Below are 19,292 nucleotides of genomic sequence, written 5' to 3'. Positions count from 1 at the left end.
TGCGCCCGGCACCATGGAGCCATGACCGATCACGAGCATGCCGCGACGGGTCCGGGACCCGGCTCCGGCCCGCGTCCCCGACCGGGCGCCGGGCCGCAGGACGCCGTGCCCGCCACGGCTGCCGCGGACGCTGTGGACGCCGCTCACGCCTCGCGTTCCGCGGGGGCGCGGAACGAAGGAGAGGCGGCCCCGCCGGGAACAGGTGCGGCGGGAGCGGGTACGACGGGAGTAGGCGCGGCGGGAGCAGGTGCGGCCGAACCGGCTCCGGCCGACCTGCCGCAGAAGTTCCGGCGCGACCGGCGGCACAAGTTGCTCGCCGGGGTGTGCGCGGGGCTGGGGCGCCAGTGCGACATGGACCCGGTGATCTTCCGCATCACCCTCGCGGTGCTCTCCGCGACCGGCGGCATCGGTCTCCTCTTCTACGGCTTCGCCTGGCTCTTCGTCCCGTACGACGACGAGGACGAGAACGAGGTGCGCAAGCTGCTGACCGGCCGGGTGGACGGCCAGGCGCTGACCGCCGTGGTGTTCGCGCTGGTCGGCTGCGGGGTGTTCCTGACCCTGTTGAACAACGGCGGGGTGCTGACCTTCGCCGTGGTCCTCTCCCTGCTCCTCGCGGGCGCCGGGTACTGGTCGCGGCAGCGCGGCGCCCCCGACACCGACCCACTGTCCGCCCAGGCCGTCGCGGACGCCCCGCCCGAGGCCCAGGCGCCGCCCGTGCCGGCCTCCTACGCGTCCTGGTGGCGCGACCCGATCGTCAAGGACGGCACACACGAGGGCGGCACGGGCTATCTGTGGGGCCCCCAGGACTCCCGGGTCCGGGACATGGCCGCCGCCGTCAACATCGGCCCGGGCAACTCCTGGCGCAGCCGCGTGGACATCCGCGTCCCGGCCCTCCACCGGCCGCCCCGGCTGCGCGGCCCCCGCTGGATCGGCGGCTGGGTGTTCCTGACGGCCCTGCTCGTGGGCGGTCTGGCCACGCGGCTGACGTGGGACGACCACACCCTCGGCACCAGCCTGCAGATCGGCCTGGCATGCGCGCTGATCGTGCTCGGCTTGGGCATAGCGGTCAGCGCGTTCCTGGGGCGCACGGGCGCGGGGTCGATCTTCCTGGCGATCGTCACGGCGGGCCTGCTCGCCGGTGCGTCGGTCCTGCCCGCGGACATCACCACGCACTGGGAGCGCACGAGCTGGCGGCCCACGGCGGTGGCGGGCGTCAGCCAGGAGTACGAGCTCGGCACCGGCGTCGGCACCCTGGACCTGAGCCGGCTGGACCTGGCGAAGGGGCAGACCGTGGTCACGCAGGCCGACGTGGGCATGGGCCGGCTGCTGGTCATCGTGCCCGCGCACGTGGCGGTGAAGCTGAGCATCGACGTGGGGGTGGGCGACATCCAGTTGCCGGGCGACGACGAGAAGGATGTGGACGTGGCACCGGGCAAGCACAGGGAGGTGACCCTGACACCGGCCGCCGGCGGCAAGGGCACCGGCACGCTCGACCTCGATGTGAGGGTCGGCATAGGACAGGCGGAGGTGCGCCGTGCTGCGTCATGAGTTCCAGCCCGGAAAGCTGGTCGCCGGATGTTTCCTGATCCTCGCGGGCGTCATCTACGCCGGTGACGCGGGCGGCCTCTGGGAAACCCCGTGGTTCGTGATCATCCCCGTCGTCACGGGCGGCCTCTGTCTGGCGGGTGCGGTCGGGGGCCTGACCCGGTCCCTTCGCAGACGCGCACGCCGTCGAGCGGGCCGCACGGACCCGGCCGGTCCACAGCCGGTGGACCAGCACTGACGAGTACCGCGCGGCAAGCGCTTCGCCCCGCCGGTGGTCGACGGGGCGAAGTCTGCGCACCTGGTGGCTCTGTCGGTCGGAGGCCTCCGCAGCTAGCGGTACTCCCCCGTTCGCCGTCGCCGTCGTGCCCGTAGGGCGGCGTCGAGGGAGAGGACGGAGGCGCCGGCGAGGACCAGGGGGATCCAGGCCATGAGGTAGGCGAGGTCGTTGCCGTAGTAGTAGGGCTCCGCGGACCAGCTCACGGTCAGCCACAGGCTGAGTGAGATCAGCGCGCCGCCGAGCGCGGCGATGCGGGTGAGGAGACCGATGAGGGTGCCGATACCGACGGCGAGTTCACCGAAGGCGATGGCGTAGCCGAAGCCGACGGGGTTCTTCAGTGCCTGGTCGACCAGGGCCGGGATGGCGGAGGAGTCGCGCACGGTGCGCATCAGGTCGCCGACCGACCCGGAGCCGGAGTCCTTCATGAAGGCGCTGTCGGTGAGTTTGTCCAGACCGGCGTAGATGAAGGTGACGCCGAGGAAGACGCGGAGCGGGAGGAGGGCGTATCGGGTGGCGGTGTCCCGCCAGTCCGCACCACCGTTCGAATAGGGGGAGTGCGTGTCCATACGAATGCCGTGAGTCATAGCTCCTAGCCGCCTCTCGCCCGCCGTGCCGTGACCCCTCAACTGACGATACGTACGACAGGGAGGACCCGCTCAATGCCGTCGCAGCCAGTCGCGACCCTGTCCCGACCAGTTTCTCCGAGTCGAGCGGCTTCGGCCATGCCCATGACGCCGAACGGCCCCCGGGCGGAAGAGCGCGCCGGGGGACGCCCCGGCTCAGTCCGTGACGTCGATCGCGTACCGGTTCGTCTCCACGCCCGCCGCGGTCACCACCTGGACGTCCACCCGGCCGGGCTCCACGTCGGCGGGGACCGGCACGGTCAGTACCGCGTCCGCGGGGTTGCTGAAGCCTCCCGAGACCGGGATCAGGGGGACGTGGACGTTGACCGGACCGATGCGGACGACCATGCGGGACAGCCGGTCCGCGCCCTGGGCGCCCGGGGGCACGAAACCGGCGCCGCGGATCTCGATGTCGTCGCCGGTGCGGATCGGGCCGTCCAGGTCGCCGGCCTCGCGGGCCCGCACGACGGAGAGGATGACGGGCCGCCCGCCCTCGGCGTACTTCCCGGCCAGGTAGGTCGCGGCGGACACCAGGACCACCACCGCGAGCCCCCAGGGCAGGTCCGGCAGCTGGTCGGGGCGGCGGGCGAGGCGTACGGCGGCGAAGAGGAGGGCGACCGCGCTGATGACGACGTACTGGATGTCGGCGAAGGTGCCCCGGCCGGCGTCGTCGGTCAGCAGGTCGGCCGCCCTCGGCCGGTCCGCCCGTACCTTCTGCAGCCGCTGCCCGAGAACCCGCAGCCCGACCACGCGCCGGACCAGGACGGCGATGGCGCACACCACGGCGAGTACGGTCACCACGCCCGCGGCCCTGGCGAGTTCGAAGCCGGAGATCAGGGTGTCGCGCTCCGCGGGTTCGGAGGCCGCGGCGAGCCGGCCCACCAGCACCAGCACGGCGTAGGCGACGAACAGCACCCAGCCGACGGCGACCGCCCGCGAGGTGGAGAGCCGGTTGTCCTCGCCGATCAGCGGCGCCAGCGCGCCGCCGCGCGTCCGGTGGAACCACGAGGCCGCGGTCAGGGCGCCGGCCACCACCAGGGCGGCCAGCAGTCCGGCGGTGCGGGCCGCGGTCCAGCCCGTGCCGATCGCCGTGAGCGCCTGCACGAGAAGGAGCAGAACGACCAGTGCCCACACGGCCACCGCCGTACGGCGCCACAGTCGCGCCAGCCAGGCCTCGCCCTCGGCCCGGCCGCGTTCGGCGACGAGTTCCGCGGACTGGGTGAGTTCCTCCGAGACCCACTGCCGGGAGGCGGAGGCCGAGTGCGCCACCCCCGCCGGCAGCCCCTGCCCGGCCGCGAACTCGTCCCGCTTCAGCAGGAACGCGGCCACCGCCCTGCGGTGTCCCGCCCGCGCCCCGTGCGGACAGTCCCCGCAGGTGCAGCCGCCTGCGTGCGCACTCCCGTGCGCGCCCGAGTCCGCGCTCTGTCTGGCCTCCTGGACCGCCACGCCCTGTGCCTGCCTTCCCCGCTTTTGTGTGCCTTGCAACTCCCGTGCGATGACTGCGAATTGTGCCCTACGGAACACGCCCCGTGGCGGGCAGGTCCGGTCCGGGCGGGGGAAGGGCCCGTCGCCGTGTTGACCCGGCTGCGAGAATTTCTCCATGGCCGAGATCATCCAGCGCGACGGGACCTGGGCCTTCGACGGGAGCACGGTCAGGATCACGCCGGGACTCCACCGCTCGGTGCCGCTGTTCCGGCAGACGTACGGCGAGATCGCCGTGCCCCTGGAGGCCATCTCGGGTGTCGTCTTCGAGCCCGAACGCAAGCGCGGCCGGCTGCGGATGCGGCTGCGCGAGGGCGCCGACCCGCTGCTGCACGCGACCGGGGGCCGGCTGCCCGACCCCGCCGATCCGTACCGGCTGCTGGTGGAGGTGGACCGGGCGGGGGTCGCCGAGTACGTGGCGGAGGAGATCCGCCGCTCGCTGCTCCTGGACCAGATACCCGCCGAGCCCGCCAAGGCCTATCTGCTGCCCGGCCCGCCGGTCCCGGTCTCGGTCCGCTCCTCCGACGGCACGGTCTCCTTCGACGGCACCCGGGTCCGTATCGACTGGGCCGACACCTCGGACCGGGTCAAGCGGGCGACCGGCGCTCGCGTCATCGACCTCGGCGATCTCGTCCAGGTCGAGTGGCTGCCCAACTCCGGTTACACGGACGGTTTCCTGCGCTTCGTGACCCACGGGACGACGCTGTCCAAACTGCCGCCCGAGAAGGATCCGTACGCCCTGGATCTGTGGGGCAGTACCCGCCGCGACCTGCTCACCGCCCTCGTCGCCACCGCCGTGACGGCCCGGCTGCCGCACCCCTCCACCCGCACCGGCGTCGAGGACGGCGAGCGGCGACGCCCGCTGACGGCGACCGTGCCGGCCAAGACCGCCCATCACGACGTACTCCTGCGGCGGCTGCGGGAGTTGGGCGAGCTGCACCGGGACGGGGTGCTCACGGACGAGGAGTTCGCGATGACGAAGGCGGCGGTACTGCGCGGGTTCTGAAGCCCACCGCCCAGCCCGCCCCCCAGGTCACCGTTCAGCCCACCGCCCAGCCCGCCGTCTCCACCACGGGCACCGCTCACGACAGCAGGTCCGGCTCGCTCCGGCTGATGTCCTGCCACATCGGCTGGTAGTTGATCCACGCCACCAGGTCGCCGCCCAACTGCTCCCGGGTGGCCACCGCCATCCGGTGGTCGATGAGGACGGGCCGTCCGGCCGCCTTCGCGGTGAGCTGCACCTGGGAGGAGCGTTCCAGGGAGACGAACCACCAGGCCGCCGCGTCCACCGAGTCGCCGACCGTCAGCAGGCCGTGGTTGCGCAGCACGAGTGCCTTGCGGGTGCCGAGGGCGGCGGCGACGCGACGGCCCTCGTCGGCGTCGACGGCGACGCCGGTGTAGGCGTCGTACAGCGCGTGGTCCTCGTAGAAGGCGCAGCTCTCCTGGGTGATCGGGTCCAGGAGGTCGCCGAGGGTGGAGAGGGCGCGGCCGTTCAGCGAGTGGCAGTGGGCGACGGCGACGACGTCGGGGCGCGCGGCGTGCACCTGGGCGTGCACGGTGAAGGCGGCCTGGTTGACGTGGTAGCGGCCCTCGATGACCTGGCCGTCGGAGTTGGCGAGGACCAGGTCGCTCACGGTGACGTGCTTGAACGGCATCCCGAACGGATTGACCCAGAAACAGTCGCTGTACTCCGGATCACGTGCGGTGATGTGCCCCGACACCCCGTCCTCGAAGCCGAGCCGCCCGAAGATCCGCAGGGCGCCTGCGAGCCGTTCCTTGCGGTGCCGGCGTTCGTCGTCCACCGAGTCGTGCATCGGCGGCATGGCGAACCGGAGCCGGTCCGTGGGGAGCGGCTGGGGTGGAGTGGGCCCGGCTTCGGGCGTCCCGTGCATCTGTCCTCCAGCACTGGGTTGCTTACGAGGCGGAAGTTACCGTCGGTCAGCGCAAGAGAACAGCGCTGAGGTGTAAAGATGACGCACGCAATCGATACACGACAGAAGATGTCGGGTATCGGCGCGAGACTGGCACATATGAACTGGGCAGCTTTCTCCGCCGCGGAACCCGATCTCGCCAGGACCGTCGAGGCACGCTTCGGCGCCTTCACCCACCATGTCCTGGCGACCCTCCGCAGGGACGGGTCGCCGCGCACCACCGGCCTGGAGGTGCGGTTCCTCCGCGGCGAGCTGTGGTTCGGCATGATGCCCGACTCGCTCAAGGCCCTCGACCTGCGCCGGGACCCGCGCTTCGCGCTCCAGGCCAATCCGGGGAGCGGCACCGGGACGGGCGGCGGTGACGTGCGGATCGGCGGCCGGGCGATCGAGGTCGACGATCCGCAGACCCGGGCCCGATACGTCGAAGAGGTGGAACCGCCCGAGCCGTTCCACCTCTTCCGCACCGAGCTGACGGAGGTCGTGCGGACCTTCGTCGAGGACGACACCTACCTCGTCGCCCAGGTCTGGAAGCCCGGAGAGCCGGTGCGCACTCTCAAGCGGACCTGAGCCCCGGGAAGGAGGCTCACTCCCACTCGATGGTGCCCGGCGGCTTCGACGTCACGTCGAGGACGACCCGGTTGACGTCCGCGACCTCGTTGGTGATCCGCGTCGAGATCTTCGCGAGGACGTCGTACGGCAGACGCGACCAGTCGGCCGTCATGGCGTCCTCGGAGGAGACCGGGCGCAGGACGATGGGGTGGCCGTAGGTGCGGCCGTCGCCCTGGACGCCGACGCTGCGGACGTCCGCGAGCAGGACCACCGGGCACTGCCAGATGTCCCGGTCCAGGCCGGCCGCGGTGAGCTCCTCGCGGGCGATGGCGTCGGCCTCCCGGAGCAGGTCGAGCCGTTCCTTGGTCACCTCGCCGACGATGCGGATGCCCAGGCCGGGGCCGGGGAACGGCTGGCGCTGGACGATCTCGTCCGGCAGGCCCAGCTCGTGGCCGACCATCCGGACCTCGTCCTTGAACAGCTGGCGCAGCGGCTCGATCAGCTTGAATTCGAGGTCTTCCGGCAGTCCGCCCACGTTGTGGTGGGACTTGATGTTGGCGGTGCCGGTGCCGCCACCGGACTCGACGACGTCCGGGTAGAGCGTGCCCTGGACCAGGAAGGCGACCTCGGGGCCGTCGTCCGCGATGATCTCCACCTGCGCCTGCTCGAAGACCCGGATGAACTCGCGTCCGATGATCTTCCGCTTCTCCTCGGGGTCGGAGACCCCGGCCAGCGCCTTGAGGAAGCGCTCCTCCGCGTCCACGACCTTCAGCTGTACGCCGGTCGCGGCGACGAAGTCCTTCTCGACCTGCTCGGTCTCGCCCTTGCGCATCAGGCCGTGGTCGACGTACACACAGGTCAGCTGGGAGCCGATGGCCTTCTGGACGAGGGCGGCAGCCACGGCCGAGTCCACGCCACCGGACAGACCGCAGATGGCGCGCTTGTCGCCGACCTGCTCGCGGATGGCGGCGACCTGCTCCTCGATCACGTTGCCCGTGGTCCAGGAGGGGGTGATGCCGGCACCGCGGTACAGGAAGTGCTCCAGGACCTGCTGGCCGTGCGTGGAGTGCATGACCTCGGGGTGGTACTGGACGCCGTACAGCTTCTTCTCGTCGTTCTCGAAGGCGGCGACCGGGACGACGTCCGTGGACGCGGTCACCGTGAAGCCCTCGGGGGCGGCGGAGCAGGCGTCGCCGTGCGACATCCACACCGACTGCTCGCCCGGGGTGCCCTCGAAGAGGGTGGAGCCGGCCCCGGACTGCGAGACGTGCAGTTCCGTACGGCCGTACTCGCGGGCGCCGGTGTTGTCGACCGTGCCGCCGAGGGTCGTGGCCATCAGCTGGAAGCCGTAGCACATGCCGAAGACGGGGACGCCGGCGTCGAAGAGCGCGCGGTCCAGGCGCGGGGCGCCCTGCGCGTACACCGAGGACGGGCCGCCGGAGAGGATGATCGCCGCCGGGTTCTTGGCGAGCATCTCCGCGACCGGCATGGTGCTCGGCACGATCTCGCTGTAGACCCGGGCCTCACGGACGCGGCGGGCGATGAGCTGGGCGTACTGCGCGCCGAAGTCGACGACCAGGACGGTGTCGGGGGCGGCGTTGGTCGCTGATGACACGGGGTGCCTTCCGGCGGTGGGGCGGGGGTCTGTGTCGGCGATTCTACCGGGGGCGGGCGCAGGCGCCGCCGCCGTCCTGAGGGCTCCGCCCCGGACCCCCGGCCTTCGCCCACCCTCCCCCTCGCCCGGCCGCTCGCGCGCGGGGGCTCCCGTCCCGACCCGGTGCGTCCCAAGGGTCCTGTGGCATACTCGCCCCCATGCTCACGCACCCGACCTTCCTCTTTACCTATGGCACCCGGCCCGCCGGCTGCCATGGTCGAGCTGCTTGAGCTACTGACAAGCGACTTCCCAGGCGCCCCGGGCCGACAAGGTCCGGGGCGCCTGGTGTTTTCCGGATCCTGTCGCTCCGGGGCACCTCACCCATCCCGATGAGGAGCCCCCATGACCGCCATCGACGTGACCGGCGCCCGTACCACCGAGGCCGCCGACGTGATCACCGGCGCCCGTGAGCGCATCGACGCGCTCGACGACCGGATCATCGGGCTGATCCAGGAACGGATGGCCGTGTCCGCCGTGATCCAGGAGGCGCGGATCACCTCCGGCGGGCGGCGGGTGAACCTCTCCCGCGAGATGGACGTCCTCCACCACTACAGCGAGGCGCTGGGCAGGCCCGGTACGTCGCTGGCGATGACGCTCCTCGAACTGTGCCGGGGTCGCATCTGAGTTCGGGCCCGCCCTCACCCGTACGGCGCGTGACCGCGAAGCGAAGCACCTCGTTGGTCGGGGTGTCCGTGCCAGCCAGGGGCGGGCGCGAACGAACCACGCGTGGCTCGCTGGGGCGATGAGACGTACGGATCGTGCCGTGCGTCGTGGGACCTCGCTCCAGGTAAGTGACCGGACGGCAGGGGACAGCAGCCCGGTCACCCAAGAGAACGGTCGGCTCCGGGGACGCTCGGAGCCGACCGGCGGGACGTCCAAGTCAAAATGTCCGGGTCAAAATGTCCAAGTCTGGGTCAAACGGTTGCGGTGGCGGCGTCCATCGAGCACGATGCCTGGAAAGCCCTTCCCAAGTCCCGCCGTATACAACTGCATTGACGTGCGCTGCCGTACCGACGGGTACCGGCGCACCTCTGTACCGAGGTACTGCCACAGGTCGAGACCAACCGTGCGCCCCATATGCGCCGGGGCGCCGACCCGGAACGCAAGGCAAGCGGCGCAACCCCCCGGCGCCGCTCCCCAGGCACCGACGCTGCCCTGACGTCGGTGCTGACGAAAGAAGGGCCCCGCGGCTCCGGCCGGCGGGGCCCTTCTTCTGTCCGGCGCGTCAGATCCGGGACGCCGTCCCGCAGCCTCCCGCGGCGTCGCTTCCGATCTCGCGGCTGCGGTCGTACGGATCCGCCGTCGGGCCGGTCGCCGGTTCGCCCGAGGGGGTGGACGACGGGAACTCCGGGTGGAGGTAGCCGTCGTGGATCCCGCAGGTGGAGTTGCCGACGTCCCGGCCCCACTCGACGACGTTCAGACGGTCGGCGGTGGCGTGGTAGCGGGCGGGGTCGAGGAGTTCCACGTCGAGGACGCGGCGCACGATGGTGCGGGTGACCTCGGTGGAGCCGTCGGTGCGGACGACCGGGTACACGAAGGTGTAGTCGGCGTGCACGGCGACACCGCCCTGCCCGCCCTTCGCGAACGTCATCCGGCCGCGCGTCTTGACCACGTCGCCGACCAGCCGGACGTCGTCCGGGTCGAAGCGGGTGAGCAGGACCAGCGGGTCGTTCTCCTCGCCGGGGGTGCTCAGGGACCGGTTCAGGTCGTCGAACAGTTTCGGCTGCTTCGGGTCGAGGACCGCGAGGGCGGCCCCGGGGCGTCCGCCGCGCAGGGTCTTCGGGTCCAGGTTCGCTCCGACCAGCAGCTTCTTGGTCAGCTGGAGCGTCTTCTCGACCCGGTCCTCGGGTATCCCGCCGACGGCCTTCGCGTCCGGCAGGGTGATGCCGGAGGCGCCGTCGGCCCAGCGCAGCGCGGGGGAACCGGCGAACGGCTCGTCCAGGGTGGGGGTTTCGGGGTCCCCGGCGGCGGGGGGTGCGGTCGGGGCCGCGGTCTCCTCGCCGAGGGGTGAGGCCTCGGCGGTGTCCGGGCTCCCGGTGCCGAAGGGGTCGCCCGGCAGCAGCGAGGGTTTCATCGCCACGACGACCGCGGCGGCGGCGAGCGGGATGCCGATGACGGCCCACAGGCGACGGCGCCGCGCGGCCCGCCCCTCCCTCTCCTGCCAGGTGGGTCCCGTACGCCAGCCCTCGGGCCGCTCGCCCCGGGCATCCTGCTCCCGCAGCCGCTCGGTCACCATGCGGGCCCGGGCGGACGGCTCCTTCGCGGCGGAGCCACGGATGTCCCCCTCGCTGTCCTGGAGGAACTTCTGCCACACGTCGTCGGGCAGGGAGGAGTCGCCCCCCTCACCCGAACCGGGTCTCGGTTCTTCGGACGATCTGTCGGCCACGACGCCATGCACCTTCCTGCGAGCGGGCTGGGAGGCAGTTGAGCGTACGTCAGCTCCGATCACACCGGTCAGGTGATCCAGCTCACATAAGAATCCTGTGAAGGCGAGGGCAACCATTCGCAGGGTTCGCGGATCAAACCATGCGAACCAAGGGCCACACCCGCGCCCCACTCGCGGAGGCCTCCCAAGTGTGCTGCCGCTCGCGGCGCACCGGAACTTCGAGGTCTTCATGAAGCTTCGCCGCGCCATGGCCGCAGCGGCCGCGACGGCCGTCATAGCCCCGCTCGCCCTGCTCTCCGCGCCCGCCGCGTTCGCGACCGGCGACACCCCGGACACGTCGACGAGCAGCCCGGCCGCCGAGACCACTCCCGGCACCGACACCACCAGCCCGGCCGCCGAGGACACCACTCCTCCCGCGGACGCGAGCACGCCGGCCACCGACACCAGCAGCCCCGCCGCGAACACCAGCAGCCCGGCCGCGGACGCGAGCACTCCCGCCGCCGGCACCAGCAGCCCGGCGGCCGACGAGAGTTCCCCGGCCGCCTCCCCGTCGCCGAGCGCGAGCACCCCGGAGGACCCCGAGCTCTGCGTCGACGAGGACGGCAACAGCACCGCCGAACTCAGCGACGACGTGACCAGCGGCTTGACCGGACTGCCCGAGACGATCGTCGCCGGCAGCGGCTGGACCCCGTTCTCGTTCAACGTGTCCAACCACGGGGACGACGAGATCAAGGACATCAAGCCGCTCATCGGCGTCGCCGCGATCGGCTGGGAGGACGTCGAGGACTACTCCGGCGAGATCAAGGTCCAGGTCTTCGACACGGCCACCCGCTCGTGGGACACGGTCGCGAACGCCGCGGGCGACGGCGGCACCTTCCCGTCGTTCTCGCTCGGCGCGGGCCACTCGGTGTCGTTCAAGCTGCGGCTGAGCGTCAGCGGCAAGGTGCCGGACTCGCTCGGTCTGACCGGCGGCCTCGCCCAGTACGCGGACGACGAGGGCTGCTGGGTCGCCGACGACCCGAACGGCTGGATCTACTTCTTCGACATCCTGGCCGCCGGCTCCGACGCCGGTGACCCGAACGAGGCCAAGCCGCAGGGCGGCAAGACCGACCTCGACAACGTCGACGAGGTCTCCGCCACCGGCACCCTCGCCGAGACCGGCTCCAGCTCCGCGCTGCCGGTGATCGGCCTGGTGGGCGGCGTCGCGGTGGTCGCCGGTGCGGGCGCGGTGTTCGTGGTGCGGCGCCGGAAGGCCGGCACCGCCGCATAAGGCTTACCGCAAGAAACAGAGAAGGACCTGCGCTCGGAGGGGGGCGCAGGTCCTTCTCCTCGTGTACGGCGGTCCACTCGGGGCTACTTCTTCGGCGGGACCGCCGGCATCCCCAGGAACGGCAGCTTCAGCGCGCCGAAGGCGTCCGCCGGGACCGCCGGTGAACGCGGCTCGACCGCGTCGAGGCGCTCGTACGTCTCGCCCTGGGCCGGACGCGGGTCGTCCTCGCCCTTGTTGGGCCAGTACGACATCGCCCGCTCGGCCTGCGCGGTGATGGTGAGGGAGGGGTTCACGCCGAGGTTCGCGGAGACCGCGGCTCCGTCGACGACCGAGATGCCGGGATGGCCGTAGAGCCGGTGGTAGGGGTCGATGACGCCGGTCTCGCGGGAGGCGCCGATCGGGCAGCCGCCGAGGAAGTGCGCGGTCAGGGGCATGCCCATCAGCTCGCCCACGTTGGAGCCGGCGAAGCCGTTGATCTCGGCGGCGATGGCGGACGCGCCCTCCGAGGCGGCCCTGATCTGCTTGGGGTTGGGGGCGCCGTGGCCCTGGCGGGCGGTCAGCAGGCCCTTTCCGACGCCGTCCGGTTTCAGGTACGTCGTCAGGGAGTTGTCCAGCGACTGCATCACCAGGCCGATGATGGTCCGCTCCGACCAGCGGTGGTTGGAGAGGGACCGCAGCACCTGGAGGGGGTGGCGGGCCGCGTTCCGCAGCCAGGCCAGGGCCAGCGACGAGCCCTCGGCGTACGGCACCTGGAGGATCGAGAGGCCGCCCATCGAGTTGGAGCCCCTGCCGTAGCGGACCGGCTCGATGTGGGTGTTGGCGTCCGGGTGGACGGACGAGGTGATGGCCACCCCGCGGGTGAAGTCGACCTTCGGCTCACCCGTCGCCTTGCGGTAGCGGCGGTTGTTGGTCTGCGCACCGACCAGCGCCTCGGAGTTGGTACGGGTCAGCTCGCCCAACTTCTCGGAGAGATACGGCAGTTGGCCACCGGACTTCATCCGGTGCAGCAGGGTCTGGGTGCCGTAGGTGCCGGCCGCGACGACGACCCGGCGGGCCGTAAAGGTGCGGCCGTTCGCCTGGCCGCGCCCCCTCGCCCTGCGGCTGCCCTTCGCCTTGCGGCGCTCGTCGGTGGGGAGGGTGGCTATCGCGTAGCCGCCGCGTGAGTCGTCGGTGACCGAGACGACCGTCGTCAGCGGGTGCACGACCGCGCCCGCCTGCTCGGCGAGGTACAGGTAGTTCTCGTTCAGGGTGTTCTTCGCGCCGTGCCGGCAGCCGGTCATGCACTCGCCGCACTCGTTGCACGCCTTGCGGGCCGGGCCCGCGCCGCCGAAGTAGGGGTCGTCGGCCTGCTCGCCGGGCTTGGCCTTCGTCGCACCGTCGGCGTCCTCGCCGTCCCCGAAGAACACGCCGACCGGCGCCATGTGGAAGCTGTCGCCCACGCCCATCCGCTCGGCGGCGGCCTTCAAGTGCACGTCGGAGGGGGTCATCGTCGGGTTGAGCCGGACGCCGAGCATGCGCCGGGCCTGGTCGTAGTACGGCGCCAACTCCTCCTGCCAGTCCGTGATGTCCCGCCACTGCGGGTCGTCGAAGAACGGCTTCGGCGGGATGTAGAGGGTGTTGGCGTAGTTGAGGGAGCCACCGCCCACGCCGGCCCCGGCGAGCACCATGACGTTGCCCAGCAGGTGGATGCGCTGGATGCCGTACATGCCGAGCTTCGGCGCCCAGAGGTAGTTCTTCAGGTCCCAGGAGTTCTTGGGGAGGGTGCCGGAGGTGAAACGGCGACCGGCCTCCAGGACGCCTACGCGGTAGCCCTTTTCCGTGAGGCGCAGGGCGGTGACGGAGCCGCCGAAGCCGGATCCGACGACGATGACGTCGTAGTCGTAGGTGTCCTGAGGCACGGGTTCTCCTCGTCGAGTGTCGCGTGCGAGTGGTTCGGGGCCGGTCGCGCCCGGGCGGCGGAGCCGCACATGGTCACGGCCCCGCGCCCCTGGGTCGCCTACCGGAAACGGAAGGCCTTCATGAGCCGGAGGCTGCGGCTCATGAACTGGGCGTACGCCTCGTCGGTCATGCCCAGCGACGGGGCCATCGGCAGCAGTCGCTGCTGGGCCACCGTCTGGGACTCGGTGTACTTGAGGATGCCCTCGGAGCCGTGGCGGCGGCCGAGACCGGAGTCCTTCATGCCGCCCATCGGGGACTGGACGCTGCCGTAGGCGGAGGCGTAGCCCTCGTTGACGTTCACGGTTCCCGTGCGCAACCGGGCGGCGACCGCGTGGCCACGCCGGCCGTCCTTCGTCCAGACCGACGAATTGAGGCCGTACGCCGTCGAGTTGGCCTGCTCGACCGCGTCGTCCTCGGAGGTGAAGCGGTAGATGGAGACGACCGGACCGAAGGTCTCCTCGGCGCACACGGACATCGGGGCCTCGACGCCGTCGAGGATCGTCGGCTCGAAGAAGTACGGGCCGATGTCGGGGCGGGCCACCCCGCCGGCGAGGACCTTCGCGCCCTTGGCGACGGCCTCGTCCACATGCCGGCTGACGGTCTCCAGTTGGTCTGCGCCGACCAGGGAGCCCATGTCGGCTCCGTACGCGAGGGACGTGCCGAGGCGCATCGACTTGGTGCGGGCGGCGAAGCGCTCCAGGAAGGCGTCGGCGATCGACTCGTGGACGTACAACCGCTCGATGGAGACGCAGAGTTGGCCGGCCGAGGAGAAGCAGGAGCGGACCGCGCCGGCGGCAGCCTTCTCGATGTCGGCGTCCTCCAGGACCAGCATGGCGTTCTTGCCGCCGAGTTCGAGGGAGACGCCGACCAGGCGGGCGGCGGCGCCCTGGGCGACCTCGCGGCCGGTGCGGGTGGAGCCGGTGAAGGTGACGTAGTCGGCGTGCCTGACGACCTCGGGGCCGACGACCGGGCCCTCGCCGAGGACGACCTGGAAGACGTCGGCGGGCAGACCGGCCTCGATGAGGAGGTCGCGGGCCCAGAGCGCGGTGAGGCAGGACTCCGTGTCGGGCTTCATCACGACCGCGTTGCCCGCGACGAAGGCGGGGATCGCGTCGCCGACGGAGAGTTCGAGGGGGTAGTTCCAGGGGGCGATCTGGCCCACGACTCCCCGCGCATGGCGCAGTTCGGTGACCTTGGTGAGGACCGGGACGGCGCCGGCGTGCCGCTTGGGCCGCAGATAGGAGGAGGCCTTACGGCCGTAGTGCCGGGCCACGACGGCGACGGCCTGCACCTCCTCGTGGGCGTGCAGGCGGGCCTTGCCGGTCTCCAGCTGGATCAGGTCCAGGACCTCGGCCTGGCGTTCCAGGACCAGGTCGTGGAAGCGCAGGAACACCGCGGCACGCTGCCGTACCGGCGTCCTCTCCCACACCGCCTGCGCCTTGCGGGCCGCCTCGAAGGCCTGCCGCACGTCCTCGGGGGTGGACTCGGGCAGGTCGGCCAGCTTCTCCCCGGTGAACGGGGTGTGGTTCGCGGTCCGGCCGGAGCCGACCACGCCCTTGGTGAGCTGGGCGACCAGCTCGGGCGTCACCACGTCGGCGGCGGTGCGGGCGCCCTCGGGTGCGGGGGCGAGAGGGTTCGTGCCGGTCGTTGCCGTACCGGTCTTTTCCGTGGCCTGCTCCGGGGCCTGCGCGTCCGTCATGAGCCGCAGGGTATGACGCCTGGAAGGCTTTGGGTACCCGTCGGTAATCGGGATTCACCGACCACACACATGGCGCCAGCGGTCACTGGCGGGGAATGCCCTGATCAGGGCATTGGCCGGGTGCCGGACATCGGCTGCGGACGGTGTCCCGGTTATTTTCCGATCTTGAGGCGGTCACGGGCCGCCTTGAACACCGCCGTGCCCTTCCTCTCGTCCTTCGTGCCCTTGGGCATGTCCACGCGCAGCTCGTACATCCGCCGGTCCGCGGTCAGGATGATCAACTGCATGACCCGGGTCGGACGCTCCTCCAGGTCGTACGCCGTGTCCACGAGGACGGCGTCGTCGCCGTGGAAGCTGGTGGAGGTCGTCTGCGTACGCGCGTCCCCGTGGTAGCTGTCCCAGGAGTCGTGCGCGGCCCGCGCCTGCGCCCCCGGGGAACGGGGCGCCTTGTCCCACTGGGTGAGGCGGACCTGGACGGTGTCGCCGAGGTCGTAGACGACCAGCCGGGGCGGGTCCGCGGCGGTGCCCTCCCGGGCGGCTTCCTTGTAGGTGGCGGGGAGGGTGAGGGTGGCGTTCATGGCCGGTTCGGGGTGAGGTGTCCAGCGGGTGGGACCCGGACCGGGGGTGAGTTCCGCCGCGGAGCCGGTCTCGGCGTCCGTACCGAAGGAGGAGGTACCGAGCCATATGCCTCCTATGAGGAGGGCACCGAGGAGAGCGCAGTAGCGGAGGACGCGGTGCTTGGGGGGTGGGGGCTGCGTGGGGGTGGAGGCGGAGGCGGAGGCGGGAGTTGGGCCGGTGGTGGGGTTCGGCGTGGGGACCTGCTCGGGTTCCGGTTCGGCTGCGGGTTCGGCTTCGGGTCGGGGTGCCGGTTCGGGTTCCGGATCACGTTCCGGATCACGTTCCGGTTCGGGCGGTCGTACGGCTTGTACGGCTTGTACGGCGTCCCCCAACCGCACCGTCCCGACGTCCTCCGCCAACTCCCTGAGCGCCAGAGCGTCCTGTGCCACGGCCTCGTCCTCGACATCCCCGAAGGGACCCGGCACCGGCCGGCCCTCCGCCACCGCCTCCAGTACCGCGGCGGCCTCCGACGCCTCCGGGCGCCGCTCGGGATCCTTCTCCAGCAGCCGCACGATGAGCGGCCCGAGCGGCCCGGCCTGTTTCGGCTCGGGGGTGTCGGCGGCGAGGATCGCGGCGAGGGTGGACTCCAGGGTCGTACGGCGGAAGGGCGACCAGCCTTCCACGGCCCCGTACAACAGCACCCCGAGCGACCACAGGTCGGAGGCGGGGCCCGCGGCTCCCCGGCCGGACATCCGCTCGGGTGCGATGAACTCCAGCGAGCCGACGAACTCCCCGCTGACGGTGAGGGACTCCTCGCCCTGGACGTGGGCGATACCGAAGTCGGTGAGGACGACGCGGCGATGCGGGCCCAGCAGGACGTTCGCCGGCTTCACGTCCCGGTGCACGATGCCGACGGCGTGCGCGGCACGCAGGGCGCCGAGGACGGCGAGGCCGATCCGGGCGGACTCGGCGGGTTCGACGGGGCCGCGCCGGAGGACTTCGTGCAGGGACTCGCCGCGGACGAGTTCCATCACGATCCAGGGGAGCCCGCCACTCCCCTCGGCCTGACCCTCGCCCTCTCCCTCGACGACGACGTCATGGATGGAGACGGCGGCGGGGTGATCGACCCGGGCCGCGGCACGGGCCTCGCGATAGAGCCGGTGCGCGGCCCGCTGATGACTCTCGCTCTCCGGATCCCAGGGCAACCGCGGCTGCTTGACGGCGACTTCCCGCCCGACCAGCTCGTCGACGGCCCGCCACACGGTGCCCATCCCCCCGGACCCGATCCGCTCGACCAGCCGGTAACGCCCGCCGACCGTACGGCCCTTGTCGCGTCCGGCGTCCCCGTCGGTACTCATGCACCATGAGTACCGCGCGGAACGGTTCCTTGTCGACGCGCCGATGGGGCGAGTCGACGGAGCGAGTCAATGGGGCAGTCGGCCGGGCGGCCCCGTCAAGTGGCGTGCCGCCCGGCCGGCTCGCGCGTCAGGCGATGTCGCTGCCGCCCAGTCCCAACATGGCGAGCTGCGTGCGGCTGACCACACCGGCGTACGTGTGGATCTCGTCGACCTCTCCCGCCAGGTGGTCCGTGCCGCCGTCCGCGGTGAGGGTGCGACCGACCTGGAGGGCGCCTGTCGGCGTCCAGGTATCGGCGCCCGTCACGCTCGCGGTGTCGGCGGCGTAGACATCGCCGACATAGAGCAGCAGTTGGTCGGTCCTCTCGTCGTAGACCACCGCGAGGAACTGGTCACCCGCCGGAGCGTCCTCCTCGACCGGCGCACTGACCGTCGTGGTCGGCGCGTCGGCCCGGTCCTCGTGGGCCACCACGGCCTGCCAGGTCTGCGAGGCGGCGACGTAGCGCAGGGTGAACAGGTCGGTGTGCTCGCCAGGCTGGGACAGCACCGTCATGTCACGGGTGGCGGAGTCCTCGTCGAGGCGCACATGTGCGGCCACCGAGAAACCGGCGTCGGTCGGGGTGAGGGCGGTGGGCGTGGTGGCGTAGTCGCCGTCGCCGTCGAGGAGCAGGTCGCCGTTGCCCACCAGGGGGTACTTCACCGGCGTGCAGTCCGGGTTCCAGGGGCAGTCGTCGGTGGCGGCGTAGATCGACGCGTCGCCCGCCAGGGTGAGCGGTTCGCCCCCGGCGCGGGCCGGGCTCTTGCCGTCGGTCTCCGTCTCCAGGTCCCAGTAGCCCAGGCGCCGGGCTGTGCGGGTCGCCGCGGCCGTGATCTCCCTGGGCACGAACACGCGGTCCCAGACGTTCACCTCGGTGAGCAGTCCCTGCCAGTGGCCGCCGTTCCCGTCGGCGCCGAGGCGGAGCGCTCCTCCGCCGCCCGCCGCGTCGACGTCCTCGGCCGTGCCGGTGAGCTCTCCGTCGACGTACAGCCGGGCGCTGTCGAGTTCGGCATCGTACACACCGGTGAGGTGCGCCCATTCGCCCTGTTCCGGGGCGCCGCCGGTGAGGCGGACCGTGCCACCGTCCGCGGCCGGGAGCGTGAAGGACCAGACGGGGTCGCCCGTCGAGCCGGCCACCGTGCCCAGCGAGAAGCCCGCCTGGCTCACGGCGGTCGAGCCGGCCGAGAGCGCGTCCGGCCGCACCCAGGCGTCGACCGAGAAGTTCCGCGCGGAGTCCACCGACGAGTCGAGCGTCGCGTACGCCTCCTCCGTGCCGTCGAACACGGCGGCCGAGGCGATGCCGGTGCCGGACGGACCGGAGGCACCGAGGGCGACGCCGGATCCGGTGACCGCGCCGGACTGGTCGTCCGGGTCCCAGTGGGTGACGGCCGCGCGGCCGTCCTGGACCATGACGTAATAGGTCGTTGTGGCGCTGACGTCGCCCGCGGCGTCGACCGCCTGGACCTGCAGATAGGTGGGGCCCTCCTTCTCCGGCATCCACCTCAGGGAGACCGGAGCGCCGGGCTCGGCCGCCGTGAGGGTCCGCGGCGGGCGGCCGAGCCACTCGTAGCGGTAGGTCACCACGTCGTCGGACGCCGAGTCGATCAGAAACGTGCCGTAACTTCCGACGCCGTCATGCCATTTACTGTCGTCCGGATACTCCTGCGACGTGACGACCGGAGCCGACGGCGCCTCGGCCGCGGATGCCGCACCGGTCGTCCCGGCAACACCGAGTGCCGCGACGGCGCACGCTGTCGCCACACGCGCCCCTACGTACTGTTTCAAGGTCCCCCCAAGATCTGTCACGGAAGAGGATGACCTTAATACCGGGCCTTTGCCCGTAGAAGCCCGCCGCTGCTGGTGATCGCGGCGCCGGGCCGCTTCCGTCGGGCGACACCCGGCCCGCACCGGTTCCTCGACGGCATCCGTCCGTGCCAACCGGCCGACGACAACGCCCTGTCGGCCGCCGCAGCCCTCGCCCCTGCCCC

Annotated in this window: 15 protein-coding genes; 6 read left to right on the top strand and 9 right to left on the bottom strand. The window is 71.8% G+C overall.

The window, feature by feature from the left end:
* Positions 1-21 precede the first annotated feature (21 nt).
* Together ACZ5VD_RS28060 and ACZ5VD_RS28055 are read left to right on the top strand one after the other, a co-directional pair.
* Positions 22-1,548, top strand: coding sequence for a PspC domain-containing protein (locus ACZ5VD_RS28060; protein WP_468547571.1), 1,527 nt, complete (start codon positions 22-24; stop codon positions 1,546-1,548).
* Positions 1,535-1,783 (top strand): hypothetical protein, encoded by a 249-nt coding sequence (locus tag ACZ5VD_RS28055; RefSeq protein ID WP_468547572.1) that lies wholly within the window; start codon positions 1,535-1,537, stop codon positions 1,781-1,783. Before ACZ5VD_RS28060 ends, ACZ5VD_RS28055 begins: the two co-directional genes overlap by 14 nt.
* 92 nt (positions 1,784-1,875) lie before the next feature.
* On the opposite strand, the gene ACZ5VD_RS28050 is transcribed toward ACZ5VD_RS28055, so the two are convergent.
* Complete coding sequence (locus ACZ5VD_RS28050) at positions 1,876-2,406, bottom strand: DoxX family protein (protein ID WP_468547573.1); 531 nt, start codon at positions 2,404-2,406, stop codon at positions 1,876-1,878.
* Positions 2,407-2,601: 195 nt separating this feature from the next.
* Positions 2,602-3,891, bottom strand: coding sequence for a hypothetical protein (locus ACZ5VD_RS28045; protein ID WP_468547574.1), 1,290 nt, complete (start codon positions 3,889-3,891; stop codon positions 2,602-2,604).
* A 154-nt stretch (positions 3,892-4,045) separates the two neighbouring features.
* On the opposite strand from ACZ5VD_RS28045, the gene ACZ5VD_RS28040 reads away from it, so the two are divergent.
* A complete protein-coding gene (locus ACZ5VD_RS28040; RefSeq protein WP_468547575.1) occupies positions 4,046-4,933 on the top strand; it encodes a DUF4429 domain-containing protein in 888 nt (295 codons plus the stop codon).
* A gap of 76 nt (positions 4,934-5,009) precedes the next feature.
* Here the strand turns inward: ACZ5VD_RS28040 and ACZ5VD_RS28035 are convergent, their stop codons facing one another.
* Entirely contained in the window at positions 5,010-5,819 is an 810-nt protein-coding gene (locus ACZ5VD_RS28035; RefSeq protein ID WP_468547576.1) for a class II aldolase/adducin family protein, read from the bottom strand.
* 138 nt (positions 5,820-5,957) lie between these two features.
* Here ACZ5VD_RS28035 and ACZ5VD_RS28030 point away from each other — a divergent pair, with 138 nt between their 5' ends.
* Positions 5,958-6,425 (top strand): pyridoxamine 5'-phosphate oxidase family protein, encoded by a 468-nt coding sequence (locus ACZ5VD_RS28030; RefSeq protein WP_468547577.1) that lies wholly within the window; start codon positions 5,958-5,960, stop codon positions 6,423-6,425.
* Between the two features lie 16 nt (positions 6,426-6,441).
* Here ACZ5VD_RS28030 and guaA read toward each other — a convergent pair whose 3' ends face one another.
* Positions 6,442-8,022 (bottom strand): glutamine-hydrolyzing GMP synthase, encoded by a 1,581-nt coding sequence (gene guaA, locus ACZ5VD_RS28025; protein ID WP_468547578.1) that lies wholly within the window; start codon positions 8,020-8,022, stop codon positions 6,442-6,444.
* 381 nt (positions 8,023-8,403) lie between these two features.
* On the opposite strand from guaA, the gene ACZ5VD_RS28020 reads away from it, so the two are divergent.
* Positions 8,404-8,685 (top strand): chorismate mutase, encoded by a 282-nt coding sequence (locus ACZ5VD_RS28020; RefSeq protein WP_468547579.1) that lies wholly within the window; start codon positions 8,404-8,406, stop codon positions 8,683-8,685.
* Positions 8,686-9,286: 601 nt separating this feature from the next.
* On the opposite strand, the gene ACZ5VD_RS28015 is transcribed toward ACZ5VD_RS28020, so the two are convergent.
* Complete coding sequence (locus tag ACZ5VD_RS28015) at positions 9,287-10,447, bottom strand: hypothetical protein (RefSeq protein WP_468547580.1); 1,161 nt, start codon at positions 10,445-10,447, stop codon at positions 9,287-9,289.
* A gap of 229 nt (positions 10,448-10,676) precedes the next feature.
* On the opposite strand from ACZ5VD_RS28015, the gene ACZ5VD_RS28010 reads away from it, so the two are divergent.
* Positions 10,677-11,717 carry an LAETG motif-containing sortase-dependent surface protein gene (locus ACZ5VD_RS28010; RefSeq protein WP_468547843.1) on the top strand — a complete coding sequence of 347 codons (1,041 nt, stop codon included), beginning with the start codon at positions 10,677-10,679 and terminating at the stop codon, positions 11,715-11,717.
* Positions 11,718-11,800: 83 nt separating this feature from the next.
* Here ACZ5VD_RS28010 and ACZ5VD_RS28005 read toward each other — a convergent pair whose 3' ends face one another.
* The 4 genes from ACZ5VD_RS28005 to ACZ5VD_RS27990 all read right to left on the bottom strand — a co-directional run bounded on the left by ACZ5VD_RS28005 (position 11,801) and on the right by ACZ5VD_RS27990 (position 19,065).
* Complete coding sequence (locus tag ACZ5VD_RS28005; protein ID WP_468547581.1) at positions 11,801-13,615, bottom strand: GMC family oxidoreductase N-terminal domain-containing protein; 1,815 nt, start codon at positions 13,613-13,615, stop codon at positions 11,801-11,803.
* A gap of 98 nt (positions 13,616-13,713) precedes the next feature.
* On the bottom strand, positions 13,714-15,354 hold the full coding sequence (locus tag ACZ5VD_RS28000) for a succinic semialdehyde dehydrogenase (protein ID WP_468547582.1): 1,641 nt from the start codon (positions 15,352-15,354) through the stop codon (positions 13,714-13,716).
* A 152-nt stretch (positions 15,355-15,506) separates the two neighbouring features.
* Complete coding sequence (locus ACZ5VD_RS27995; RefSeq protein ID WP_468547583.1) at positions 15,507-17,270, bottom strand: serine/threonine-protein kinase; 1,764 nt, start codon at positions 17,268-17,270, stop codon at positions 15,507-15,509.
* Between the two features lie 127 nt (positions 17,271-17,397).
* Positions 17,398-19,065, bottom strand: a complete 1,668-nt coding sequence (locus tag ACZ5VD_RS27990; RefSeq protein ID WP_468547584.1) for a LamG domain-containing protein — start codon at positions 19,063-19,065, stop codon at positions 17,398-17,400.
* Between the last annotated feature and the right edge of the window lie 227 nt (positions 19,066-19,292).

This window comes from Streptomyces sp. NPDC032822, from assembly GCF_055578825.1.
This window is presented reverse-complemented; position numbering and strand designations above follow the sequence as displayed.